Below are 19,309 nucleotides of genomic sequence, written 5' to 3'. Positions count from 1 at the left end.
AAGCTGGCGTACTCTCTGTTGCCCGGCAGAACGGGGGCTCAGCTGGCTGGGCTTTTGCCGGGCTGCTGGCGGCAAGGCCGGTTTTGTCTCAACCTACTTTCCCATCTTCTCACCCTTCACTTCTCACATTCACTCCATGCTCCTTTTCCGTGCCCGCCACCTGGCGGCAGCGGTGCTGGTGCTGCTGCTGAGCCCCTGCGGGCTGGCACTGGCTGCGCCCGCCCTGCGCTACACCCTGGCCATGCCCCAGCCCCAGACCCACTACTTCGAGGTGGAAATGGCGCTTACTGATTTCGGCAAGCCCTACACCGACGTGAAAATGCCCGTGTGGGCGCCGGGCTCCTACCTGGTGCGCGAGTTTGCCAAAAACGTAGAAGGCTTCGAGGCCGCGGCTGGCAGCAGCCCGCTCCGCACCGAAAAAGTCGCCAAGAATACCTGGCGGGTGTATCACCCTAAGGCCAAGAACTTTACGGTGCGCTACAAGGTGTATGCGTTTGAGCTGAGCGTGCGCACCAGCTTCGTGGATGCCGCCCACGGCTACGTGAACGGCACCAGCGTGTTTATGTATCCCGACGGCGGCCAGCAGCTGCCCAGCACCCTGGAAGTGAAGCCCGCGCCGGGCTGGGCCCAGGTCAGCACTAGCCTCAAGCCGGCCGGGGGCACGTTCACGTTCCGCTCCAGCAACTACGACGAGCTGGCCGACTCGCCCATTGAAATCGGCAACCAGCAGGTACTGACCTTCACGGCCAACGGCACGCCCCACACGGTAGCCATGTTCGGCAACCCGAAGTTTGACGAGGCCCGCCTGCTCCAGAGTATGCAGCGCGTGTGCGAAGAAGCGCACCGCGTGGTGGGCCGCAACCCGCTGGACCGCTACGTGTTCATTGTGCACAACATTGAACGGGGCACGGGCGGCCTGGAGCACCTGTTTTCCACCACGCTGTCGGTGTCGCGCACTGCCTACAGCACCGAGGCTGGCTGGAAGGGCTTTTTGGGGCTGGTAGCGCACGAGTACTTCCACCTCTGGAACGTGAAGCGCATCCGGCCCGTGGCCCTGGGGCCCTTCGACTACGACCAGGAAAACTACACCCGCATGCTGTGGGTGAGCGAGGGCGGCACCGAGTACTTCGCCAACCTGATTGTGCAGCGGGCCGGCCTGCTGACCCCCGACGAGTACCTGGGCGACCTGAGCAACGTGTTGTCCAGGGTCGAAAACACGCCCGGCAACAAGGTGCAGTCGGCGGCCGAGTCGAGCTTTGATGCCTGGATTAAGTACTACCGCCCCAACGAAAACTCGCCCAACACCGGCATCAGCTATTACGACAAAGGGGAGCTGATCGGGGCCGTACTAGACCTGCTGGTGATTCAGGAAACCAAGGGCCAGAAGCATCTGGACGACGTGATGCGCCTGCTCTACGACCAGTACTACGCGAAGCTGGGCCGCGGCTTCACCGACGCCGAGTACCAGGACGCCGTAGCCAAAGTAGCCGGCCGCCGCTTCGACGACTTCTTCCGCCGCCACGTGTACGGCACCGAAACCCTGCCTTACGAAACGGCCCTGGGCTACGCCGGCCTCAAGCTCACCGCTACGCCCGCCACCGAGCCAGCATTGGGCGCCAGCATCAGCGGGGCCGGCGGCCGGCAAACCGTGACCAGCGTGCTGCGCAACGGCAGCGCCTGGCAGGGCGGCCTCAACGTGGGCGACGAAATCCTGAGCGTAGACGGCCTGCGCGTCACCGACGACGTGAACCGCCTGCTGACCGGCCGTCCCGTAGGCTCCCAGGTGAAGCTGCTCGTCTCCCGCGACGGACAGATCAAAGAGCTAAACTTCCCGCTGCTGGCCAGCACTGCCCAGCGCTACCGCATCGAGCGGCAGGCTAACCCCACCGCCGAGCAGCAAGCCGTGCTCAATAAGTGGCTGCCAGTTCGTAAGTAGAAGTGAGTACCGAGAAGTGAGAGGTGAGACTCTCGTTCTATCATAGAAGTGAGTACAAAGAAGTGAGAGGTGAGACTCTCGTTCTGGTAGCCCGAATGGGTTCAGAACGAAAGTCTCACCTCTCACTTCTCGGTACTCACTTCTACACAATCACTTCTACACAATCACTTCTACCTAAAGAGCCGGCGCGCCCACGGCCTCAGCCACGTTTACGCGGCCCCAGCCGAAGCTGGCGTCGCGGCGGGTGCGGTTGGAACTGGCCGCAACCAGGCGGCTCATAATCTGGGCGCGCGACTCGGTGGGGTAGCGGGACCACACCACGGCGGCCATGCCGGCCATGCTGGCCGTGGCCACCGACGAGCCGCCTACGGTGGCGGGCTCGTCGCCGTCCTGGGCCAGGGTGAGGGGGCGCCGGTCGTTGCTGGCTTTCTGCATGACCACCGTGAATTCAACGTCGGGGCCCACGTGGCACTCGCTGCAGCGGGTAGGGGTGTTCAGGTCGTCCTTTTGGCCCGTTACGGCTACGGCCTCGGGCAGGGAAGCCGGGAAGATGACGCCCACGAAGCCCGCCGTGAAGCTGAGCGAAGTGCCGGCGGCGCAGAAAATCAGCTTTCCCTGGCTGTGGGCGTACTGAATGGCATCGGTGATTTGGGAGGACGTGGTGAGGCGGCCCAAGCTCATGCTAATAATGCGCACGTCGGGGCGGCTGCCGGCCAGCAGGAAGGCATCGGCCACGCCTTTCACCTCGCGGCTTTCATCTAGGAACACGTCGGTGGTGGCGCGTACCGTCACCAGGTCGGCATTGAAGGCCACGCCCACGGAGGCGCCATCGGTGCCGCGGGGGGCGGCGCACACCCCGGCCATGCTGGTGCCGTGCCCGCAGGGGTCGTCGGGCGTTTCCTGGGGGCCGGTGGGGATGCCCAGGAAGGTGGGGCGGGGCAGGGTCACGAGGCGCTCCACGGTGCGGCCGCTGCTTAGGCCCTGATTGAAGCCACTGCCCAAGTTTTCCTGGGCCTCGGCGCTGCCCGAGTCGATGATGAGCACCTTGATGCCCCGGCCCGTGCTCTGGCTCCAGGCCGCCCGGATGCCGTGAAACCGGTTGGTCTGGTGCCACGACGACCGGCTGCCGTTGCTGAGCACGGTAAAGTCGGAGCCCGCCACCAAATCCGGGGTCGGTACGTTGGCCCCGCAGCCGAAATCAAACAGGGTGGAAGCCGTGCCGTTGTCGCGCGGCCGGTTGGGCTCGTAGCCGATAGGCTCGGCGTAACGCACCAGCCCCGACTGGCGCAGGCGCCGGATGGTGCTCAATTCGCGCACGTTCACGTCGAGTACGGGCAGCTGGTTTTCGTCGTAAGCCAGCAGCTGCTCCACCGTCAGCTCCGGGCGCCCGGCGCGTTCCTCCGCCAAAATCAGGTTGAGCACCTGCTGGCGGGCGGCCTGCCAGGCCGGGTCGGTGGCGGCGTGGGCGGGGATGCGCCCCCGGAAGCCCGCCGGCCGGTAGCCCACCGACAGCACCTGGTCGGAGCGGCGCAGGGCACTCCAGACCACGTGTTCGGGCGCCTGATTCCAGTTGAACTCGCCGGTGCGGCGCAGTTGGTCCAAAATGGTTTCGTCGAGCTGCTGGACGGTCATCGGCTCACTGGAAGGCTGAGGAGCTGCTTGTTCAGCCGAGTCGTGCTGGCACGAGGCCAACGCCGCGGCCAGCAAGGCCGCCGTGGCCAGGGTAGTAGTACGCATGAAGTGGTGGGTTTGGGTTGGGAAAAGAACAGGGACTGGCTTACCAGACTGTAGATGATACAGGCAAACAAATCAGATAGTTATGGTTGAGCTTGCGGATTTGACTCCCGCTTAAAAACAAACCAGCCCCGCTGTTTTTGGCAGCGGGGCTGGGGTATGAACGGTGATGGGGTGAGGAGGTGATAAGTGAGGAGGTAACAGGTGACAGGTAACACGTCTGTCCTGCTGAGCGCAGCCGAAGCATCTCTACCTCTGGCTAACTTCTGATGCTTGCCCAACGAAGCGGGAGAGATGCTTCGGCTTCGTCTCCGCCTTCGCTCAGCATGACGGTCTACCTGTCACCTGTCACCTGTCACCTGTTACTTGTCACCCCATCACCAACAACCTACGAAACGCGCTTGAGGGCTACGTCGCGGACGGGGGTGATGACGAGGGGCACTTTCTCCACTTTCACCGAGCTGGTGTCGAGGCCAAAGTACTTGTCTTCCGAAGCAATAAACTGCTTGATGTAGAAGTAGGCCTGCATAACCAGCTTTTCCGCCCACGGAAACTCGTTCTCAACCGACAGAAACTTCTCCAGCACCACGAAGCGGAAGTCGCCGGTGACGTGCTGCTTGCTGAGGCTCTCGTAACGGGAGGTGATGTCCACCTCCTTGTTGCGCACCAGGTCTTCCACCACCTTGCGGAAGTAGAGGTTGATACGCTGCTCCACCCGGAAACCCAGGCGGAAGGTGATGCGGAACACGTCGTCGGGGGCCAGCTCGATTACCTTGTACTCCATGGTATACGGCTCGTCGGTGGTGTCTACGTGCACAAACCAGTAGATGTCGGCCCGCTTGGGGCGCTTCTGGAAGATGGAGTAGATGATTTTCGACTCGATTTCCGTGGCCCGCTCGGCCGAGGTCATGAACACGAGGTGAGTGGAGTACTTAGACACGGTTTCGTCGGCCGACAGCTCCTTGAGGGCCTCCATGTAGGGCTCAATCTTGACGAACTCCGTGAGCCGGCGCTTGATGTAATAGGCCCGCAGCCACACGTACATCACGGCCACCAGGGCAGCACCAATGGCCAGGGACACCCAGCCGCCGTGCGGGAACTTGATGAGGTTGGCCACCAGAAACGACCCCTCGATGGCGCCGTACACCACCGCAAACAAAACCACCAGCGGCAGAGCCACCTTCTTGGCCCGCAGCCACACGGTAAGCAGCAGCGTGGTCATGAGCATGGTAAGCGTGATGGCCAAGCCGTAGGCAGCTTCCATGTTCTCGGACTTCTGGAAGTAGAGCACCACGGCAATGCAACCGATAAGTAGCAGGCGGTTCATGCTGGGCACGTAGAGCTGGCCCTTCACGTCGGTGGGGTAGTTGAGGCGCACCTTGGGCCACATGTTGAGGCGGATGGCCTCGGCCACCAGCGTAAACGAGCCCGTAATCAGGGCCTGGGAGGCAATAATGGCGGCAATAGTGGCAATGCCGATGCCGATGAGCAGGAACCAGTCGGGCATCAGCTCATAGAAGGGGTTGCGCTTGTTGAGCTGCTCGCCCTGGTGAGCCAGCAGCCAGGCACCCTGGCCCATGTAGTTGAGCACCAGGCAGGTTTTCACGAAAATCCAGCTGATGCGGATGTTGCCTTTGCCGCAGTGGCCCAGGTCAGAGTATAGGGCCTCGGCCCCGGTGGTGCACAGGAACACGGCGCCCAGCAGCCAGAAGCCGCCGGGGTAGTTCGCCAGCAGGTCGTAGGCGTAGTAGGGGTTGAGGGCCCGCAGAATCTCGGGGTGCTGCACAATCCAACTCACGCCCAGCACGCCCAGCATCGTAAACCAGATAAACATAATCGGCCCGAAGGCCTTGCCCACAATCTGGGTGCCGAAGCTCTGGAGCAGAAACAAGCCTAGCAGAATGCCAATGACGATGGGCACCGTCGGAATATCGGGGTACACCGCCTCCAGCCCTTCAATGGCCGACGACACCGAGATGGGCGGCGTAATGACGCCATCGGCCAGCAGGGCCGCCCCGCCGATGATGGCCGGAATGGTAAGCCAGGCCGCCCGCCGGCGCACCAGGGCATAGAGCGAGAAAATGCCGCCCTCGCCGTTGTTGTCGGCGTTCAGCGTGAGCAGCACGTACTTGATGGTGGTTTGCAGCGTCAGAGTCCAGAAAACGCAGGAAATGCCGCCGTACACGAGCATGGGGTTGATTTGCTCGGGCACAATGGCCTTCATCACGTACAGCGGCGAGGTGCCGATGTCCCCGTAAATAATGCCGAGGGCAATCAGCAAGCCAGCCGTCGAAACCGCGGTGTGCGGGTGTTTGGCGTCCATGGGAAGGGGAAAAGGGGTGAAAAAGCCGGTTTTACCTAAACGGGGCCAAAGGTAGCTGTTGGGCTGAAATCAAAGGCCTGGGCGCGCTTACGCAACGCCACCCTAAAAGTGGCAGGCTGCTCAGGAAATCGGCAGGGCGCCGCCGGTGGGGCCGGGGCTGGTGCGGGCCGTGAGTTGCAGCCAGTAATCGGCGGCGGCAGCGGCTTCGTCGTGGCGCTGGCGGATGCGGCGGTTCACTTCCTGGGCCAGCTGCTGCCAGGACCGGGCGGGGCCCGGCAACGAAAAAAACAGGGTTTCGCGGCCGGAGCGGTGCAGGCGCCACCGGTTGGTACCGCGCAGTCCCCAGGCCAGCAGCAGGGCGCCAGCGGCCATGCCCAGGGCAGCCGGCATAGTGCGCAGCCAGAACTGCAGGTACCCCAGCGTGAAGCCCGCCAGCGTGAGGCCACCCAGCAAAAACCACAGCAGCCAGCGCACCGGCTGCACGTCGGCTCCGGCCAGCTCGCGCCAGGCAAACCGCTGGCCCTCTATTTCCAGCACGTTGTTGCCGAGCACCACGCGCCCATCCTCGCTGCGCAGCTCCGCAAACTGCTCAGGCTCCGGTGGGGGCAGCGGCTCCGGCGCTCCGTCCGCGTACCCCTCCGGTACCTCAGGAATATCAGGAGCCAGCTCGGTCATTGTTTTCTAGGTGATGAAGTGAGGAGGTGGGGAGGTGAAAAGTGACAGGTGACAAGTGACAAGTGAGGTCGTCATGCTGAGCTTGTCGAAGCATCTTTACCGCTTCGTTGCTACTCTGGTTGATTAGCCAGCGGGAGAGATGCTTCGACAAGCTCAGCATGACAATAGCACCACAACGAAGTGGTAGAGATGCTTTGGCAAGCAGACGCCAGATGGAGCAGGACGTTCTACTTGTCACCTGGCACTTGTCACCTCATCACCCCATCACTCACCTAATTATTCACCTTCAGCAGTTCCACGTCGAAGATAAGCGCCGAGTCGGGGCCGATGTCGCGGCCGGCGCCGCGCTTGCCGTAGGCCAGCTCCGAGGGGATGTAGAGGCGCCACTTCGAGCCTTCGGGCATGAGTTGTAGGGCTTCGGTCCAGCCGGCAATAACCTGGTTGACGCCGAAGGTAGCGGGCTGGCCGCGCTGGTAGGAGGAGTCGAACACGGTGCCGTTGATGAGCGTGCCGTGGTAGTGCGTCGTCACCGACGAGCCGGGGCCGGGCTTGCGGCCGTTGCCTTCTTTCAGCACTTCGTATTGCAGGCCGCTGGGCAGGGTCTGCACACCAGGCTTGCCGGCATTTTCTTTCAGGAAGGCTTCGCCTTCCGCGCGGTTGTTGTTCATGGCGTTGGGGTCTTGGTTGGAGTCTTCGGCGGCTTGCAGCTGCTCCTGGAGCTGCTGCATGGCCGCTTGCATTTGCTGGGGCGAGAGGCGGCTGGGCTGTCCGCCCATGGTTTCCTTCATGCTCTGGGCCAGCACGTCGATGTTGAGGTCGAGGCCTTGCTGGGCGAAGTTGCGGGCCATGTCGCGCCCGATGATGTAGCTTACCTGGTCTTTGAGGCTACTCAATTCCATAGGTTCAGGAGGTTTGGCTGGGTGGCCGGGGCAGCAGGAGGCCCCAGGCCGGCCCCAGCCGGTGAAACGCACGTGGACCGCCCACCCTGGACGGCCGCTGCCGTGAAGTACCGAAAACCAGCGCGAATGGATGTGGTTTTTTCGGAACACGCCCGTAACTGCCTGATTTTTACCGGCCGTTTCTTCCAGCCCAAACAAAAACGGACCCCGCCACAAGGCAGGGTCCGCAGGTGAATTAAGCTAAGACGCGAGGCTTAACAGTAGTGGTATTCCTCTTCGTCGCGCAGGTCGAAAAACAGATTCAGGTTGCGAACCTGAGCGGCCAGGAAACCCAACGAGCTCAAGCCTCCCAGGAATAGCAGCGAAGAAACGGCAGCAGTGCTCTTTTTCATGGCTATGCGTGTATGTGTGTACTAGTCAATTTGTTGACGCAAAGATACTACGTGCAGTTCAACAAATTGTTATGCAAGCATAATTAATTTGTTGTGTTGAGGCTGCTAGAGTTGCTGGGCAGGCTAGTCCTGGCGCGGATGTTTTCTGACGCTGGTGGTCCACTGGCCGTTTACGCGGCGGCGGGTGGTTACTACCATGGTTTCAGTGGTAGCATCTTCCTCCTCGGTCAGCATTTTCACCAGGCCCTGACCGGGCACCACGGCAAATTCGGTAGTTAGGTGCCAGCAGCAGCCGCTTTTCTGAAAGGTAATCAGGCGCTGACGTTTCTTGTCTACCTGAAACATACCCAGGTTTTCGGTGGCCAGGGCCGTAAGCTCCCGGCTGCGAATGAAGCGGCGGGAGCGGCTAGTAAACACGTACACGTCGTAAGAAGGGCCGCCGTAGCCGCTGTTGTTACCGTTGCGGATGGCCAGGTCCTCGGTGCCGTCGAAGTTGAAGTCAGCAAAAATCAGCGGGCTTTGCTCGTTGTAGAGCTGCACCACATTGACGGTGGGTTGGTGGCGTGGCGGGTCCAGGAAGAAGGTCAGGTCTTCGGAAGAAAAGGTGTGCGCCAGCCGTTTGGTTTGCTTGTCGAAGAGCTGAACCGTGCCCCGGCCCCGGCAGTAGTTATCGGGGCAGCCGGCTACGGTGATGGTGGCCGTGTAGTGGCTGGAGCCATTGGGAATGGAAAAAGTGCGCTGTTGCGCAGCGCAGACTGCACGGAAGCCGAAGCAGAAAAGCAGCAGGCCAGCGGCTACGCCGTACTTTCGGACGCTTTGGCGCACGTAGAGGTAGGGCATCGGGAGAAAATAAAGTGAAAGAGAAAGGGCCGCGCAAAAAAGAAAAAGCCCGCCGCATCCGAAAGATGCGGCGGGCTGCTTGATGAGGTGGGCTCTGGGGCCACGCGGGCGGCTTAGCCCAGGTAGGCGTTGTACATCCAGACCTCCTTTTCCTGCTGGCGGATGTAGTCGCTCATCAGGGCGCTGGTGCCTTCGTCGTCGGCTTCGGCGGCCAGGGTCAGGGTTTCGCGCTCCAGGCCGATAAGCACCTGGAAGTTTTGCAGCACGGTCTGCACCGCCGTCGTCCCGTCCGATACGTTGGTGGCCTCCTGGATGGTGGCCGTGCGCAGGTAGTCCGTGAACGAGTGCAGGGGGCGGTGGCCCAGCGTGAGGATGCGCTCGGCTATTTCGTCCACCTTGGTCAGGGCGTCGGTGTACAGCTCCTCAAACTTGGCGTGCAGCTCGAAGAACTTCTCGCCCTGGATGTTCCAGTGGAAGCCGCGGGCGTTGATGTAGAACATCTGGTAGTTGGCCAGCAGCAGGTTGAGCTTGGTAGCCAGCTCCTGGGCCTGAGCGGTATCGAGGCCGATTTGGTTTTTCATAGGAAAGCAGGTGGCAGGAAAAAGATAGGACGTATGGCGCCGCGCGGCACCCCGGCAGAACCGGCGCTCCGGCCAGAAGTTGCGGCGCGTGCCCGTTTACCGCAAGAACCCGCCCCGATGTTGCGCTGGCCTGGCCGGCTCCCGTGGTCCGACTAAAACAACGGTAGCTGCGCCGCCGGGCCCTGCTCCAGCTCCAGCAGCCGCTTTTTGCGCCACAGCCCGCCGGCGTAGCCCGTAAGCTGCCCCCCAGCCCCAATAACGCGGTGGCAAGGAATGAGCAGAGCCAGGCGGTTCTGGCCGTTGGCGGCGGCCACGGCCCGCACGGCGGCGGGCTTGCCCAGGGCCGCGGCCTGCTGGGCATAGGAGCGGGTGGCCCCGTACGGAATAGTTTGCAAGGCCTCCCACACCGCCCGCTGAAACGCAGTGCCGGGAGCCAGCAGCGGCACCGTAAACGTGCGGCGCGTGCCGGCAAAGTACTCGGCCAGCTCGACGCGCATACCGGGCAAAGTACCGATGCTCACCGGGCACGATGGTGGCCTGGAGGCGCTGGGCCAGCTCCTGTAGCTCGGTTTCCAGTCCGCGCCGGTCCGTGAATTCGAGCAGGCAGAGGCCCTCGTCCGTGGCGCAGGCCAGCATGGGGCCCAGGGGCGTGTCGAGGCGGGTGAGGTGGATGACCTGCTGCTCTTGACTGTGCGAGGGCGCCACCCCAAACACGGCCTTGAAGGAATCCTGAAAGCCGCTCAGCGACTCGTAGCCACTGCCGAAAGCGGCATCCGTCACGGAGGCGCCGTTCTGAAGATTGTGGAAAGCCATGTTGATGCGGTAGAGGCGTTGGTAGGCCTGAAAGGTAAGGCCATGCTGGCGCCGAAACCAGCGGCGCACGGTGGCCGGCTCCAGGCCCTGCTGGCGCAAGTCGTAGTCGGTAAGTTTGCGGCCGGGCTGCACTTCCAGCTGCCGCAGCAAGTCGCGCACGAAGGCGGGCGTGGCGCCGGGGGCAGCCAGGGGCGTGCACACCTTGCAGGGCCGGTAGCCGCGCAGCAAGGCCTGCTGGGCGGTAGCAAAGAACTCAACGTTCTGGGGCTTGGGCTTGCGGGCCGTGCAGGTGGGGCGGCAAAAGATGCCCGTGGTTTTCACCGCCGCAATAAACCGGCCCTCGTAGGCGGCGTTTTTGGCTACCAGGGCCCGGTAGCACTCGGCGGCAGAAGGAAGAAGCAGGGCTTTCATAGGGCAGGAACCTCGGCAAACAAGGGCGCCAGGCTACCCTGCTGCCAGATGTGGCGGGCCAGGGCCTGCTGCCGGGCGGCTACAGCTTCAAACAGAAAATTACCCATGCTGATGCGCCGCACCCCCGCCGCGGCCAGCGCCGCCACGTCCGGCAGACCAGGCAGGGCCATGACGTTGATGGGCAAAGCAGTAGCCCGGCACAGGGCACTGATTTCGGCCAGGTCAGTCAGGCCCGGTACAAACAGGCCGTCGGCCCCGGCGGCTTCGTACCGGGCCAGCCGCTGTCGGGTGGCCGCCGCCTGATTTTCCGGCAGCAGCAGGTACGTGTCGGTGCGCACATTAAGAAACATAGGTAGCTGCTGCTCTTCGCAGTGGTGGCGCAGGGCGCGGAGCGTGGCGGCGAAGGCCGCCGGGTCCAGCAGCTGCCGTTGGCCGCCTTCGGTTACGGAGTCCTCCAGGTTCACGCCTACCACGCCCAGGGCCGCCAGTTCTTGCACGTGGGCCCCAATCCGGGCCGGGTCGCGGCTGTAGCCGCCCTCGATGTCAACGGTTACGGGTAGGGTTGTGCTGGCGCAGATGCGGCTTACGATGTAGCGCAGCTCGGGGAAAGACAGCTGCTCGCCGTCGGCATAGCCCAGCAGGCTGGCTATGGCCGCGCTGGAAGTGCCCACGGCCGCAAAGCCCGCCGCCTCACACGCCGCGGCGCTGCGCGCGTCCCAGGCATTGGGCAGTAATAGAGGTTGCGGCTGAAAGTGCAGCTGCCGGAAGCGGTGGTACAGGTCGTGGTGCATAGTCTTTTTGGAAGACAAAAGAACCGGCCGCCGCCCCGGCCCGCAACCGAAAAATGAACAGGTATTTTTGGGACCTCACCCCCTAGCCCCCTCTCCAAAAGAGAGGGGGGACTAGTTTCTAGACTAAAAAGTTAGAACTAGAGCCCCTCCCTTTTGGGGAGGGGGTGGGGTTACTAGTTCCCCCTCTCTTTTGGAGAGGGGGCTAGGGGGTGAGGTCCACCAGCTGCGCGTACAGCCGCTCTAGCGTGGCTGCGGCGTCTTCGCAGAGGCCAGGGTGGACGGGCGAGGTTTGTACGACGGTGCTGCGCTGGGCCGTGAGCCAGCGGAACCGCTCGGCCAGGCCCAACTGCCCGATGGGACCACCAGTGCGGCGACCCTGGCAGATCCGCTCGAAGGCGTGCAGGCGGGCCGTCAGCTCATCCAGGTCGAGGGTGGGGCCGGCGAAGGCGCGCAGGCGGGCGTCGGGAGCGGCGAAGCGGCACTGCAGGAAGCCTTGGGCGCGGCAGTAGAGCACCACGCCCACGTTGAGAAACTCCTCCCGCTCCACGCGCGGCACCACCCGCACCACGGCGTACTCAAACACGTGCTTGTCGGGCATGGTCGGCTTCCTGAACAAAGGTTTCGGATGCGGCCAGGCGGGCGGCCAGAAACTGCACGTACTGCTCCCGCTGCTCGGCCGGCGAAAGGTCGGGCTCCCGCAGCCAGTCGTCGGGCACCAGGGCCACCAGGGCGCGCAGCACCTCGGGCGTGAGGCGGGCCTGGCAGTCGGCATCGACGGCGGCCAGCTCCGTGGCCTGGGCCAGCAGCACGTGGTCCTTGATCTGCGGAAACGCCCGGCGCGGGTTGTCGGCCCAGCCGGGACCGGTGTGGTGCACGTACAGGGCCGCGCCGTGGTCGATCAGCCACAGTTCCCGGTGCCACATAAGCAGGTTGGTGTTGCGGGCCGTGCGGTCCACGTTCAGCGTGAAGGCATCAAGCCACACCACCTGGGACGCCAGGTGGGGCTCGATGGTGGTGACCAGCGGGTCGTAGGTGCTAGCCTGCGACAGGTAGTGCAGGCCCAGGTTGAGGCCGGTGCTGAAGCGCAGCAGGTCCTGAATTTCCTCATCGGGCTCGGTGCGGCCGAAGGCTTCGTCGAGCTGGCACAACACCAGTTCCGGCACCCGCAGGCCCAGCACCCGCGCCAGCTCGCCCACCAGCAGCTCGGCAATCAGGGCCTTGAGTCCCTGCCCGGCCCCGCGAAACTTAAGCACGTACAAAAAGCCATCATCGGCCTCCACCAGCGCCGGCAGCGAACCGCCTTCGCGCAGGGGTGTCACGTAGCGCGTCACGTCCACGGTGCGCAAAGAGAGGTCGTCGTTGGAGGCGGGCATAGCAGGAACAGCGGGGACCGGCAAAGGACAGGCAAATTTCGGTGGTTTCTGAAGCCGGGCGGGCTCCGGCTGCCGTGGCTGCGCCAATTAAGCCAGACACCGCCTTAGCTACAGCTGCCGCAGCTTCTGCAACGCCTTTAGCAGCTGATAGACTCCAGCGCCGCAACCTGGCGGCCGCGCAGCCGCGCGGGCCGGAACCGAACCACTTATTTTTTCAACACCACTTCGGCCCGCTTGATGAGCAGGGTGGGGTTGTTGGCGGCAATGAGGCGGGCCTTGAACGTGTAGGTGGCATTTTCCGGAATGGTCACCTCCGCATTTTTGCCGGAAAAGCGCCAGTTCGTTTTGCCGTTGAGTGAGGTCTTGACTTCCCCCACGCTGACGTTCTTCTCGGTAGGGTCTATTTCGAGCTGGTTAAACGGGGCGCCATTCTTCAACACCAAAATCTGAAACCGCACCGGCGCTTCGCCGTCGTAGGCCATGTCCATGTCCGACCACACGGCCAGCACGTCGTCTTTGCGCAGGGGCAGGGAGGTTTCCCGCACCACCTCTCGCCCGGCGGTGCTGACGGCGTTAACCGGCAGGCGGGCTACTTCTTCGCCAAACAAGGCGCTGCAGGAAGACAAGGATGCGGCTAGCAGGGAACCCCAAATCAGGTGCTTCATTCCGAATGAGTATAAGTAAAGAAAATAGCGGATGTGATGAGTGCGGACGTAATGTTAAGCACTTTCCCGGCAGTGGTGGGCCCGTGTGGCGTGCGGCCGAGGCCTGGGCCGTTAGCGGGAAAGCCTCTTCAGCTCCTGCTTTTCGTGCGGGGTCAGGCTGTCCAGGCCGCTGTGGCTGATTTTGTCCAGCAGTCCGTCCAAGTCGGCTTCCTGCTGTCGGTGGTGAGCGTAGTACCGGTCGTCGGTAGATGTGTAGGAGTCGGCAGGAGGCGAGAAACGGTCCTGCCTGAAGGCGTGCGGCTTCATCACCAGCCAGTAGCCGAAGGCCACGGCGGGTAGCAGCATGGCCGCAATGGGCAGGGGGTTGAGGCGGAGCAGCTGCGGGTGCAGAGCCACCATCGTCAGCAGGCCCACCAGCCCGCCGCCCAGGTGGGCATCGTGGCCGATATTGCCGTGGCGGGCCTTGATGCCGTAAGCCGATACCACCACGTAGAGCAGCCCGTACAGCCAGCCCGGCAGGTAGAAGCCCAGCATTCCTACCTCCAGGCCCGGAAACTGCGCTATCGAAGCCAGCACCAGGCCGCTAATGGCTCCCGAAGCGCCCACGGCCCGGTAGGCCGGCTCATGGCGGTGCAGCCACAAGGAAAGCAGGTTGCCGCCGAGCAGGCTACCGAAGTACAGCAGCAGGAAGTGCTGCACGCCCACCAGGGCCTCGAGGACGCCACCAAAGCACCACAAGGTCAGGAGGTTGAACGCCAGGTGCAGCCAGCCCGTGTGCAGGAAGCCCGACGTCAGCAGCCGCTCGTACTCGCGCCGGTGCCGAATGGCATCCACGGCAAAGGCATACCGCTCGAAATAAGCCGGTTCCTGAAAGCCTTTATACGAAACAAACACCGTGGCCAGCAACACAACAAGGCCAACAATGCCTAACTCATTCATAATAACGTGCAATAAAAACGAGAAAGAAGAATGTCAAGCCACCTGCCTAGCTGACTCTGGCATCCTCTGGCAAGATACAGGATAAAATGCCTGAAACAGCACCTGTGCTGAGTTACTTACATAATACAGGCAGAAGTTTATAAAAAGGTCAGCGCCTCAACCTGAGTTTAGGATAGTTTGAATAATGCAATTATCAAGCAATGACCGACACTTCACGAAAGCAGGAGCCCTCTTACCGGCCGTAACTAGCGGGGTTGGTAGAGCGTCCAGCAAAGGCTAACGCGGTGGCCTAACCACGGGCCTACATCACCTGGAAGATGAGCTGCTGATTGGTAGTTATCAGGCCGGGCACGTAAAACTCGATGGTGTGGCGGCTCTGGCCGGGAGCAATGGTCCACTCGCTGAGCACGATGCGCGGCTTGTTTAAGGTGGTATACACGGCGACAATGGTGGTGTCGGCGCGCACGGGGCCGTTCCAGGTGGCGTTGGAGCGGGCCGGGTTGGTGGCGTTGGAAGCGAAGTACACCCGCACTTTCCGGGAGGTGCTGGTGGCGTTGCGCAGCCGAAACGTCAGCCGGTAGTGGTGGCCGTAGTTGCCGTACGTTCGGGAGGCTGCCGCCTTCAGGGTCATCAGCGAGTCGGCGGTTTGGTTTTCCACGGGCGCAAACTTACTGGTCGTGTTCAGGCAGAAGCCCAGGTAAGCCGGGCCGGCCGGCAGGTCCAGGGTGTTGTCGGCGCTGACTTCGGAAGAGGCGTAGATGCCGGCTTCGCGGCCGAAGCGGTTGGCATCTTCCGGGTAGTACTCGCCGGCTGCCCCCGCGCCCTGCGCAGCGGCTGTGGCCTCGGCCAGCGTGCCGCCGGCCGTTACCACCACGTAGTACACGGTGGGCTTGGTGGACGTTACTTCCAGGCGGCCGTCCACCATGTTGCTGTTGGCCAGGGCCGTGCGAAACAGCTCCTGCACCATGCCTCGGCCAAAGTCGCCGGTGGTGCCCGCCACCGGAAAGGTGCCCGTTAGCCAGTCGTGGGCCACGTGGTAGCTTGGGCCCGTGGCCGCGCCGGTCAGCGGAAACGTGGCGTTGGTGTAGCAGGAGCCGCGGTACGTTACGCTGGTCGGGCGGGTGGAGGGATTGGCGGCCAGCACGTGCAGGTACTTGGGTGTGCCGCTTTTGTTGATGTGAAACAAGTAAAGCACATTCCGGCCCGTCAAGTACTGCCGTCGCCCGCCGCGGCTGGCGTCGCGGCGGGCGTTCTGCATCAGCCACCCCGTGCCGCTGAATACTTCCGGGTTGTTGCTTTTGTAGATGGGCACGCCGCTTTTCACTATCCGCAGCGGGTGCAGCCGGGCCGGCGGTACCAGCAGGTCGGTGGGGGGCAGGGTGCCAGGGCTCCAGACCAGCGGCGCGCTACCCGAATCGGCTGGTAGTTGGGTAGCGGCCGGAGCGAAGCCGGCCAGCAAGCCGATGGGTTGGCGGCTACCCGTCAGCAATGCGGCCCCCACACCAAGTAGCAGGCGCCGGCCGCCCGCACCAAAGAGGAAGGCGCTGTTGCACACGAGGATACGCATGGTTGGGTGGATAGTCAGTCGTCCGCTACGGTACTTCCTGCACCTCCACGCGGCGGTTGCGGGCATCGGGGGAGGGGTGCAGGGGGCGGGCGTCGCCGTAGCCGATGGTGCTGATACGGTCGGCGGCCACACCGGCTTGCACCAGGTCGGCCTTTACGGCTTCGGCCCGCTGCTCGCTCAGCACCTGGTTTTTCTGCGGCTCCCCAATCCGGTCGGTGTGGCCGGCTACGAGGATTCTCAGCGCGGGCCGGGCTTGCAGCTCGGCGGCCAGCCGCTCCAGCGCCGGCCGCGACTCCGGCAGCAACTCAGCGGTACCTAGCCGGAAGAGCACCGTCGGCAAGGCTACGGGGGTGGTGGTAATGAGGGCGGGCGCGGGCGGCGGAGCCGGAGCCAGGCTGGTCGTATCAACCTCAACCGGCACCTGAACGGGGCGCAGCAGCTCAATGGGAGCCGGGCGGGCCGCTACTGGGGCAGAGGACCTGGCCACGTTGACAGTAATGGGTACCACGGCGCTCTGGCCCGTGGCGTAGTAGCCCTGGGTGAGGTAGAAGGTGGTGGGTTTGCTGAGCCGGGTGCGGTAGGTGTTGCCGGTAGCTAGGGGCTGCTTCCGGTCGGCATCGGCGTACCAGGTCACGTCGCGGCCCGATACGCGAAGGGTGGTTTCAGCGCCAGCTGGCACCGTGGCCGCCGATTTCAGCTTGATGCGGTACAGCGTGAAGCTGCCCGCGTCACAGTCGCCAATGGGCCGGTAGGTGGCGCGGCCGGTCAGCTTTTCCTGCTGCGGGTCGTAGGTGAGGCTGATGTAGCCCTCGCACCAGTAGCTGAAGAGAGTGCGGCCGGTTTCGCTGAGCTTGCGCACGTGCTCCAGGCGCAGGCCCGCCGCGGCGCGGGCCGCCCGCACCTCAAACGTCACCGACACCCCCGGCCGCCCAGTGGCTTCCTGGTAGAGCACCCCAAACAGCCCGCCGCCCTTGCCCTGCTGCAAGCGCAGCTCGGCGGGCCAAGTGGCGCCCGGCTCTTCCTCATCTGTTTCGACTCCCTGCCAGATACCGGTCAGAGACTGGCCGCGGGCAGGCAGTGCCAGCAGTAACACCAGGACGTACCCGATATAGCGTATCATTTCGATAGGAAAGCATTGCACTTTATCCGGGCCTAAAGTACGGATTATTGATGCTATTGGCTGCGCCCGTACCCGGCTGCTCCTTATGCGTAGCCGAGGCTGGATGTTGACCGGCAAGTAAGTCCCCAGGTTGGGGTAGGTTTTTGATTAGTCGGGAAACGTTCTGCTTTATTCGGTGGGTAGTAGCAGAGAAGTTAGATACTGTTTGAAAATACAATACCGCGGTGAATGATGTGGCGCATCGTGGTGCGCCACTTGCCGCAGCTGAAGCAGGAAGTAGTGGCGTTGCTGGCAGAGGAGAATAAGCCAAGGGGTAGGTCCTAACGGCTGCCCTCGTGATACGAATTCGATACGATTTGATTCGTTGTTAATACGATAGGAAAAGACCGCGCCGCTCAGATACCTCCCGGCGACGCGGTATCGACTTGCCGCTGGGGTGGTGCAGCCCATATGCCAACACTGCACTTGCAAACCATGCCCAGCTGAGTAGCTTTGCCCTGCTGTGCGGTAGTCTCCCGCCAACCACGGTGCTCAATTTGGCCTCGGCCGAAACGAGCGAAGCCCGTGGCTGGCACCACGGGCTTCGAAAAAGTGGGTGATTTGTTCGCCTCCAATTTGCGAAGTCATGGAGAACAAACCAAGCAGTGGCGACGATTACGTGGTAATCGTCGTCAGGCTCCCGGTTAGGCTGTTAGCGCAGCTTGGCCGGTGGCTGGTGGTAGCCGGCAGCCTCTACGTGCTGCTACACCACTAACCTAGCCGGGCAGGAAGGGCGGTAAGCTCTTTCTGCTTTGCGTTTTAACCGTGCCCAGCCGCCGGAAGTTGCGTAAAGATGCAAAAGTTGCGGCAACTCAAGCAATAACGGGCAACTTCTGGTTCAACTGACGCAACCGGGCCGCCCGGATGGCTCTAGGTGGCACGGGTTCGGCTGGCCGCTGGGGCGGCTGGGGCTTTTAGCTCACACCAAATAATAAGCCGTAGCCGGACCTTGACCCTGCTTCTCAATGCGCCCTTGGGCCAGGAGTTCGGCTAGCGTACGTTTGACCGACGGCCCAGGAATGCCAAGTTTTTCGGCAATCTGGCCGGATTTGCTGCCGGGATAATTGCCGATAAAGCTAACTACCGCTTTTTCGCGGGGCGACAGGTGCGTGGCTGACTCCTGCACGGTAAGCTTCTGTAGCAACTGTTGCTGCACGTTCAGCAGGGCATCAAAAAAGAAGGTCAACCAGGTAGATATATTTTCACCCGGCCGTTGCGACTGGCACTGCTGTAGCACCCGGTAGTACTCGGTCTTGCGGCTTTCGATTTCGTGCTCCAGGCTCACGTATTGAATCCAGACGTAGCCGTGACGCAGCAGGAGTAGGGTGGCCAGCAAGCGGCTCAGGCGGCCGTTGCCGTCCTGGAACGGGTGGATGCTCACGAAATCGTAGGCAAACAGGGCGCACTTCACCAGGGGGTGTGTAGTATTGTCGCGGTGGTACCAAGCTACCAGTTCGCGCATGGCGTCTTCGGTGGCGAAGCCCGGCGCGGTGGTCTGAAAGATAATCTGCCGGGTACCGTCCGGCAACGAGGCTTCCACGGCGTTGCTGTGCTGCTTGTAGTTGCCACGGTGCCACTCGTCTTTGCGGCTGAAGCGCAGCAAGTGGTTATGTAGCCCTTTGAGGCTGTTTTCGCTGATGTCGATGTCCGTGTACGACTCCGAAATCAAATCCAGCGCCTGGAAGTAGCCGACTACTTCCTGTGAGTCCCGGTCTTCGAGCTTGCTGATGTCGGTGTTTTGCAGCAGCACGTTCACTTCCTCGTCGCTCATACGTGAGCCTTCAATGCGGGTAGAGGCGCCTACGCTGCGCACCGTAGCAATGGCTTTGAGCTGCTTGAGCGTCTGACCTTCCCGCCGCTCAATAGCCGACCAACTGGCATCAAATCGGTCCAGCTTGCTGATGATGCCCAGCAAAGTCCAATCCAGCGTTACTCGAACGGTATGCACGTGTTCATTCATACCGTGAAGGTATAGAATGATACGATTTGATACGATTTGATACGGTAGTGATACGATACAAATAAACCGCACCACCCAGACGACTCCAAGCGGCACGGTACCGGCTGGCCGCTGGGGCGGCTTAGGGAGGTTGGGGCTTCTCGGTCAGGGCTGGGCGCTAGGCGTGGCTGACCATGCCTGCTTCAAATGAAGCAAGCAACTCAGCACAAGCTTACTGCAAGCGTGCCAATTGTCGAGGCTGCAATAGAAAT

18 protein-coding genes and 1 pseudogene are annotated in these 19,309 nt (G+C 62.5%); 2 read left to right on the top strand and 17 right to left on the bottom strand.

Going from position 1 to position 19,309, the window contains the following annotated elements; all coding sequences use genetic code 11:
• The first annotated feature begins 136 nt into the window (after nucleotides 1-136).
• Nucleotides 137-1,936 carry a M61 family metallopeptidase gene (locus OIS53_RS05060; RefSeq protein WP_264681307.1) on the top strand — a complete coding sequence of 600 codons (1,800 nt, stop codon included), beginning with the start codon at nucleotides 137-139 and terminating at the stop codon, nucleotides 1,934-1,936.
• Nucleotides 1,937-2,110: 174 nt separating this feature from the next.
• Here the strand turns inward: OIS53_RS05060 and OIS53_RS05055 are convergent, their stop codons facing one another.
• From OIS53_RS05055 to OIS53_RS04980, 16 genes and pseudogenes are all read right to left on the bottom strand, one after another.
• The gene (locus OIS53_RS05055; RefSeq protein WP_264681306.1) at nucleotides 2,111-3,673 is read right to left on the bottom strand and encodes a S8/S53 family peptidase; all 1,563 of its coding nucleotides are present in this window, start codon (nucleotides 3,671-3,673) and stop codon (nucleotides 2,111-2,113) included.
• A 385-nt stretch (nucleotides 3,674-4,058) separates the two neighbouring features.
• Nucleotides 4,059-5,993, bottom strand: coding sequence for a KUP/HAK/KT family potassium transporter (locus tag OIS53_RS05050; protein ID WP_264681305.1), 1,935 nt, complete (start codon nucleotides 5,991-5,993; stop codon nucleotides 4,059-4,061).
• A gap of 120 nt (nucleotides 5,994-6,113) precedes the next feature.
• Nucleotides 6,114-6,668 (bottom strand): hypothetical protein, encoded by a 555-nt coding sequence (locus tag OIS53_RS05045; RefSeq protein ID WP_264681304.1) that lies wholly within the window; start codon nucleotides 6,666-6,668, stop codon nucleotides 6,114-6,116.
• A gap of 272 nt (nucleotides 6,669-6,940) precedes the next feature.
• Complete coding sequence (locus OIS53_RS05040; protein WP_264681303.1) at nucleotides 6,941-7,567, bottom strand: FKBP-type peptidyl-prolyl cis-trans isomerase; 627 nt, start codon at nucleotides 7,565-7,567, stop codon at nucleotides 6,941-6,943.
• Between the two features lie 254 nt (nucleotides 7,568-7,821).
• Nucleotides 7,822-7,959, bottom strand: coding sequence for a hypothetical protein (locus OIS53_RS05035; protein ID WP_264681302.1), 138 nt, complete (start codon nucleotides 7,957-7,959; stop codon nucleotides 7,822-7,824).
• Nucleotides 7,960-8,082: 123 nt separating this feature from the next.
• Nucleotides 8,083-8,799, bottom strand: coding sequence for an XAC2610-related protein (locus tag OIS53_RS05030; RefSeq protein ID WP_264681301.1), 717 nt, complete (start codon nucleotides 8,797-8,799; stop codon nucleotides 8,083-8,085).
• A 113-nt stretch (nucleotides 8,800-8,912) separates the two neighbouring features.
• Nucleotides 8,913-9,380 carry a Dps family protein gene (locus OIS53_RS05025; protein ID WP_264681300.1) on the bottom strand — a complete coding sequence of 156 codons (468 nt, stop codon included), beginning with the start codon at nucleotides 9,378-9,380 and terminating at the stop codon, nucleotides 8,913-8,915.
• Between the two features lie 152 nt (nucleotides 9,381-9,532).
• Nucleotides 9,533-9,877: a methylated-DNA--[protein]-cysteine S-methyltransferase gene (locus tag OIS53_RS05020; RefSeq protein WP_319805491.1), complete on the bottom strand. Its 345-nt coding sequence runs from the start codon at nucleotides 9,875-9,877 to the stop codon at nucleotides 9,533-9,535.
• 247 nt (nucleotides 9,878-10,124) lie between these two features.
• Nucleotides 10,125-10,604 (bottom strand): annotated as a pseudogene (locus OIS53_RS05015) (bifunctional transcriptional activator/DNA repair enzyme AdaA); the annotation flags it as partial.
• Nucleotides 10,601-11,395, bottom strand: a complete 795-nt coding sequence (locus OIS53_RS05010; RefSeq protein WP_264681299.1) for an isocitrate lyase/PEP mutase family protein — start codon at nucleotides 11,393-11,395, stop codon at nucleotides 10,601-10,603. The gene OIS53_RS05010 and the pseudogene OIS53_RS05015, both read right to left, overlap by 4 nt.
• Before the next feature lie 202 nt (nucleotides 11,396-11,597).
• Nucleotides 11,598-11,993: a DUF3037 domain-containing protein gene (locus tag OIS53_RS05005; protein ID WP_264681298.1), complete on the bottom strand. Its 396-nt coding sequence runs from the start codon at nucleotides 11,991-11,993 to the stop codon at nucleotides 11,598-11,600.
• On the bottom strand, nucleotides 11,971-12,768 hold the full coding sequence (locus tag OIS53_RS05000; RefSeq protein ID WP_264681297.1) for a HipA family kinase: 798 nt from the start codon (nucleotides 12,766-12,768) through the stop codon (nucleotides 11,971-11,973). Before OIS53_RS05000 ends, OIS53_RS05005 begins: the two co-directional genes overlap by 23 nt.
• Nucleotides 12,769-12,974: 206 nt before the next feature.
• On the bottom strand, nucleotides 12,975-13,433 hold the full coding sequence (locus OIS53_RS04995) for a hypothetical protein (RefSeq protein WP_264681295.1): 459 nt from the start codon (nucleotides 13,431-13,433) through the stop codon (nucleotides 12,975-12,977).
• Between the two features lie 111 nt (nucleotides 13,434-13,544).
• Nucleotides 13,545-14,372, bottom strand: a complete 828-nt coding sequence (locus tag OIS53_RS04990; protein WP_264681294.1) for a rhomboid family intramembrane serine protease — start codon at nucleotides 14,370-14,372, stop codon at nucleotides 13,545-13,547.
• Nucleotides 14,373-14,673: 301 nt separating this feature from the next.
• Entirely contained in the window at nucleotides 14,674-15,939 is a 1,266-nt protein-coding gene (locus OIS53_RS04985; RefSeq protein ID WP_264681293.1) for a DUF3370 domain-containing protein, read from the bottom strand.
• 25 nt (nucleotides 15,940-15,964) lie between these two features.
• Nucleotides 15,965-17,059: an OmpA family protein gene (locus OIS53_RS04980; protein ID WP_264681292.1), complete on the bottom strand. Its 1,095-nt coding sequence runs from the start codon at nucleotides 17,057-17,059 to the stop codon at nucleotides 15,965-15,967.
• A gap of 625 nt (nucleotides 17,060-17,684) precedes the next feature.
• On the opposite strand from OIS53_RS04980, the gene OIS53_RS04975 reads away from it, so the two are divergent.
• The gene (locus tag OIS53_RS04975; protein ID WP_264681291.1) at nucleotides 17,685-17,813 is read left to right on the top strand and encodes a hypothetical protein; all 129 of its coding nucleotides are present in this window, start codon (nucleotides 17,685-17,687) and stop codon (nucleotides 17,811-17,813) included.
• Nucleotides 17,814-18,017: 204 nt separating this feature from the next.
• Here the strand turns inward: OIS53_RS04975 and OIS53_RS04970 are convergent, their stop codons facing one another.
• Nucleotides 18,018-19,058, bottom strand: a complete 1,041-nt coding sequence (locus OIS53_RS04970) for a Fic family protein (protein WP_264681290.1) — start codon at nucleotides 19,056-19,058, stop codon at nucleotides 18,018-18,020.
• Between the last annotated feature and the right edge of the window lie 251 nt (nucleotides 19,059-19,309).

The organism is Hymenobacter sp. YIM 151500-1, assembly GCF_025979885.1.
In the GTDB taxonomy this organism is placed as follows: domain Bacteria; phylum Bacteroidota; class Bacteroidia; order Cytophagales; family Hymenobacteraceae; genus Hymenobacter.
The sequence above is the reverse complement of the archived record's forward strand: the minus strand, read 5'-3'. Positions and strand labels throughout refer to the sequence as shown.

Excerpts from the sequence above, each read along its gene's own strand:
- OIS53_RS05060 (WP_264681307.1), top strand. The coding sequence starts at position 137 with ATGCTCCTTTTCCGTGCCCGCCACCTGGCGGCAGCGGTGCTGGTGCTG.
- OIS53_RS05000 (WP_264681297.1), bottom strand. The coding sequence starts at position 12,768 with ATGCCCGCCTCCAACGACGACCTCTCTTTGCGCACCGTGGACGTGACG.
- OIS53_RS05040 (WP_264681303.1), bottom strand. The coding sequence starts at position 7,567 with ATGGAATTGAGTAGCCTCAAAGACCAGGTAAGCTACATCATCGGGCGC.
- OIS53_RS05045 (WP_264681304.1), bottom strand. The coding sequence starts at position 6,668 with ATGACCGAGCTGGCTCCTGATATTCCTGAGGTACCGGAGGGGTACGCG.
- OIS53_RS05005 (WP_264681298.1), bottom strand. The coding sequence starts at position 11,993 with ATGCCCGACAAGCACGTGTTTGAGTACGCCGTGGTGCGGGTGGTGCCG.
- OIS53_RS05030 (WP_264681301.1), bottom strand. The coding sequence starts at position 8,799 with ATGCCCTACCTCTACGTGCGCCAAAGCGTCCGAAAGTACGGCGTAGCC.
- OIS53_RS04975 (WP_264681291.1), top strand. The coding sequence starts at position 17,685 with ATGGAGAACAAACCAAGCAGTGGCGACGATTACGTGGTAATCGTCGTC.
- OIS53_RS05010 (WP_264681299.1), bottom strand. The coding sequence starts at position 11,395 with ATGCACCACGACCTGTACCACCGCTTCCGGCAGCTGCACTTTCAGCCG.
- OIS53_RS04970 (WP_264681290.1), bottom strand. The coding sequence starts at position 19,058 with ATGAATGAACACGTGCATACCGTTCGAGTAACGCTGGATTGGACTTTG.
- OIS53_RS05035 (WP_264681302.1), bottom strand. The coding sequence starts at position 7,959 with ATGAAAAAGAGCACTGCTGCCGTTTCTTCGCTGCTATTCCTGGGAGGC.
- OIS53_RS04990 (WP_264681294.1), bottom strand. The coding sequence starts at position 14,372 with ATGAATGAGTTAGGCATTGTTGGCCTTGTTGTGTTGCTGGCCACGGTG.
- OIS53_RS05020 (WP_319805491.1), bottom strand. The coding sequence starts at position 9,877 with ATGCGCGTCGAGCTGGCCGAGTACTTTGCCGGCACGCGCCGCACGTTT.
- OIS53_RS04980 (WP_264681292.1), bottom strand. The coding sequence starts at position 17,059 with ATGATACGCTATATCGGGTACGTCCTGGTGTTACTGCTGGCACTGCCT.
- OIS53_RS05050 (WP_264681305.1), bottom strand. The coding sequence starts at position 5,993 with ATGGACGCCAAACACCCGCACACCGCGGTTTCGACGGCTGGCTTGCTG.
- OIS53_RS05055 (WP_264681306.1), bottom strand. The coding sequence starts at position 3,673 with ATGCGTACTACTACCCTGGCCACGGCGGCCTTGCTGGCCGCGGCGTTG.
- OIS53_RS04995 (WP_264681295.1), bottom strand. The coding sequence starts at position 13,433 with ATGAAGCACCTGATTTGGGGTTCCCTGCTAGCCGCATCCTTGTCTTCC.
- OIS53_RS05025 (WP_264681300.1), bottom strand. The coding sequence starts at position 9,380 with ATGAAAAACCAAATCGGCCTCGATACCGCTCAGGCCCAGGAGCTGGCT.
- OIS53_RS04985 (WP_264681293.1), bottom strand. The coding sequence starts at position 15,939 with ATGCGTATCCTCGTGTGCAACAGCGCCTTCCTCTTTGGTGCGGGCGGC.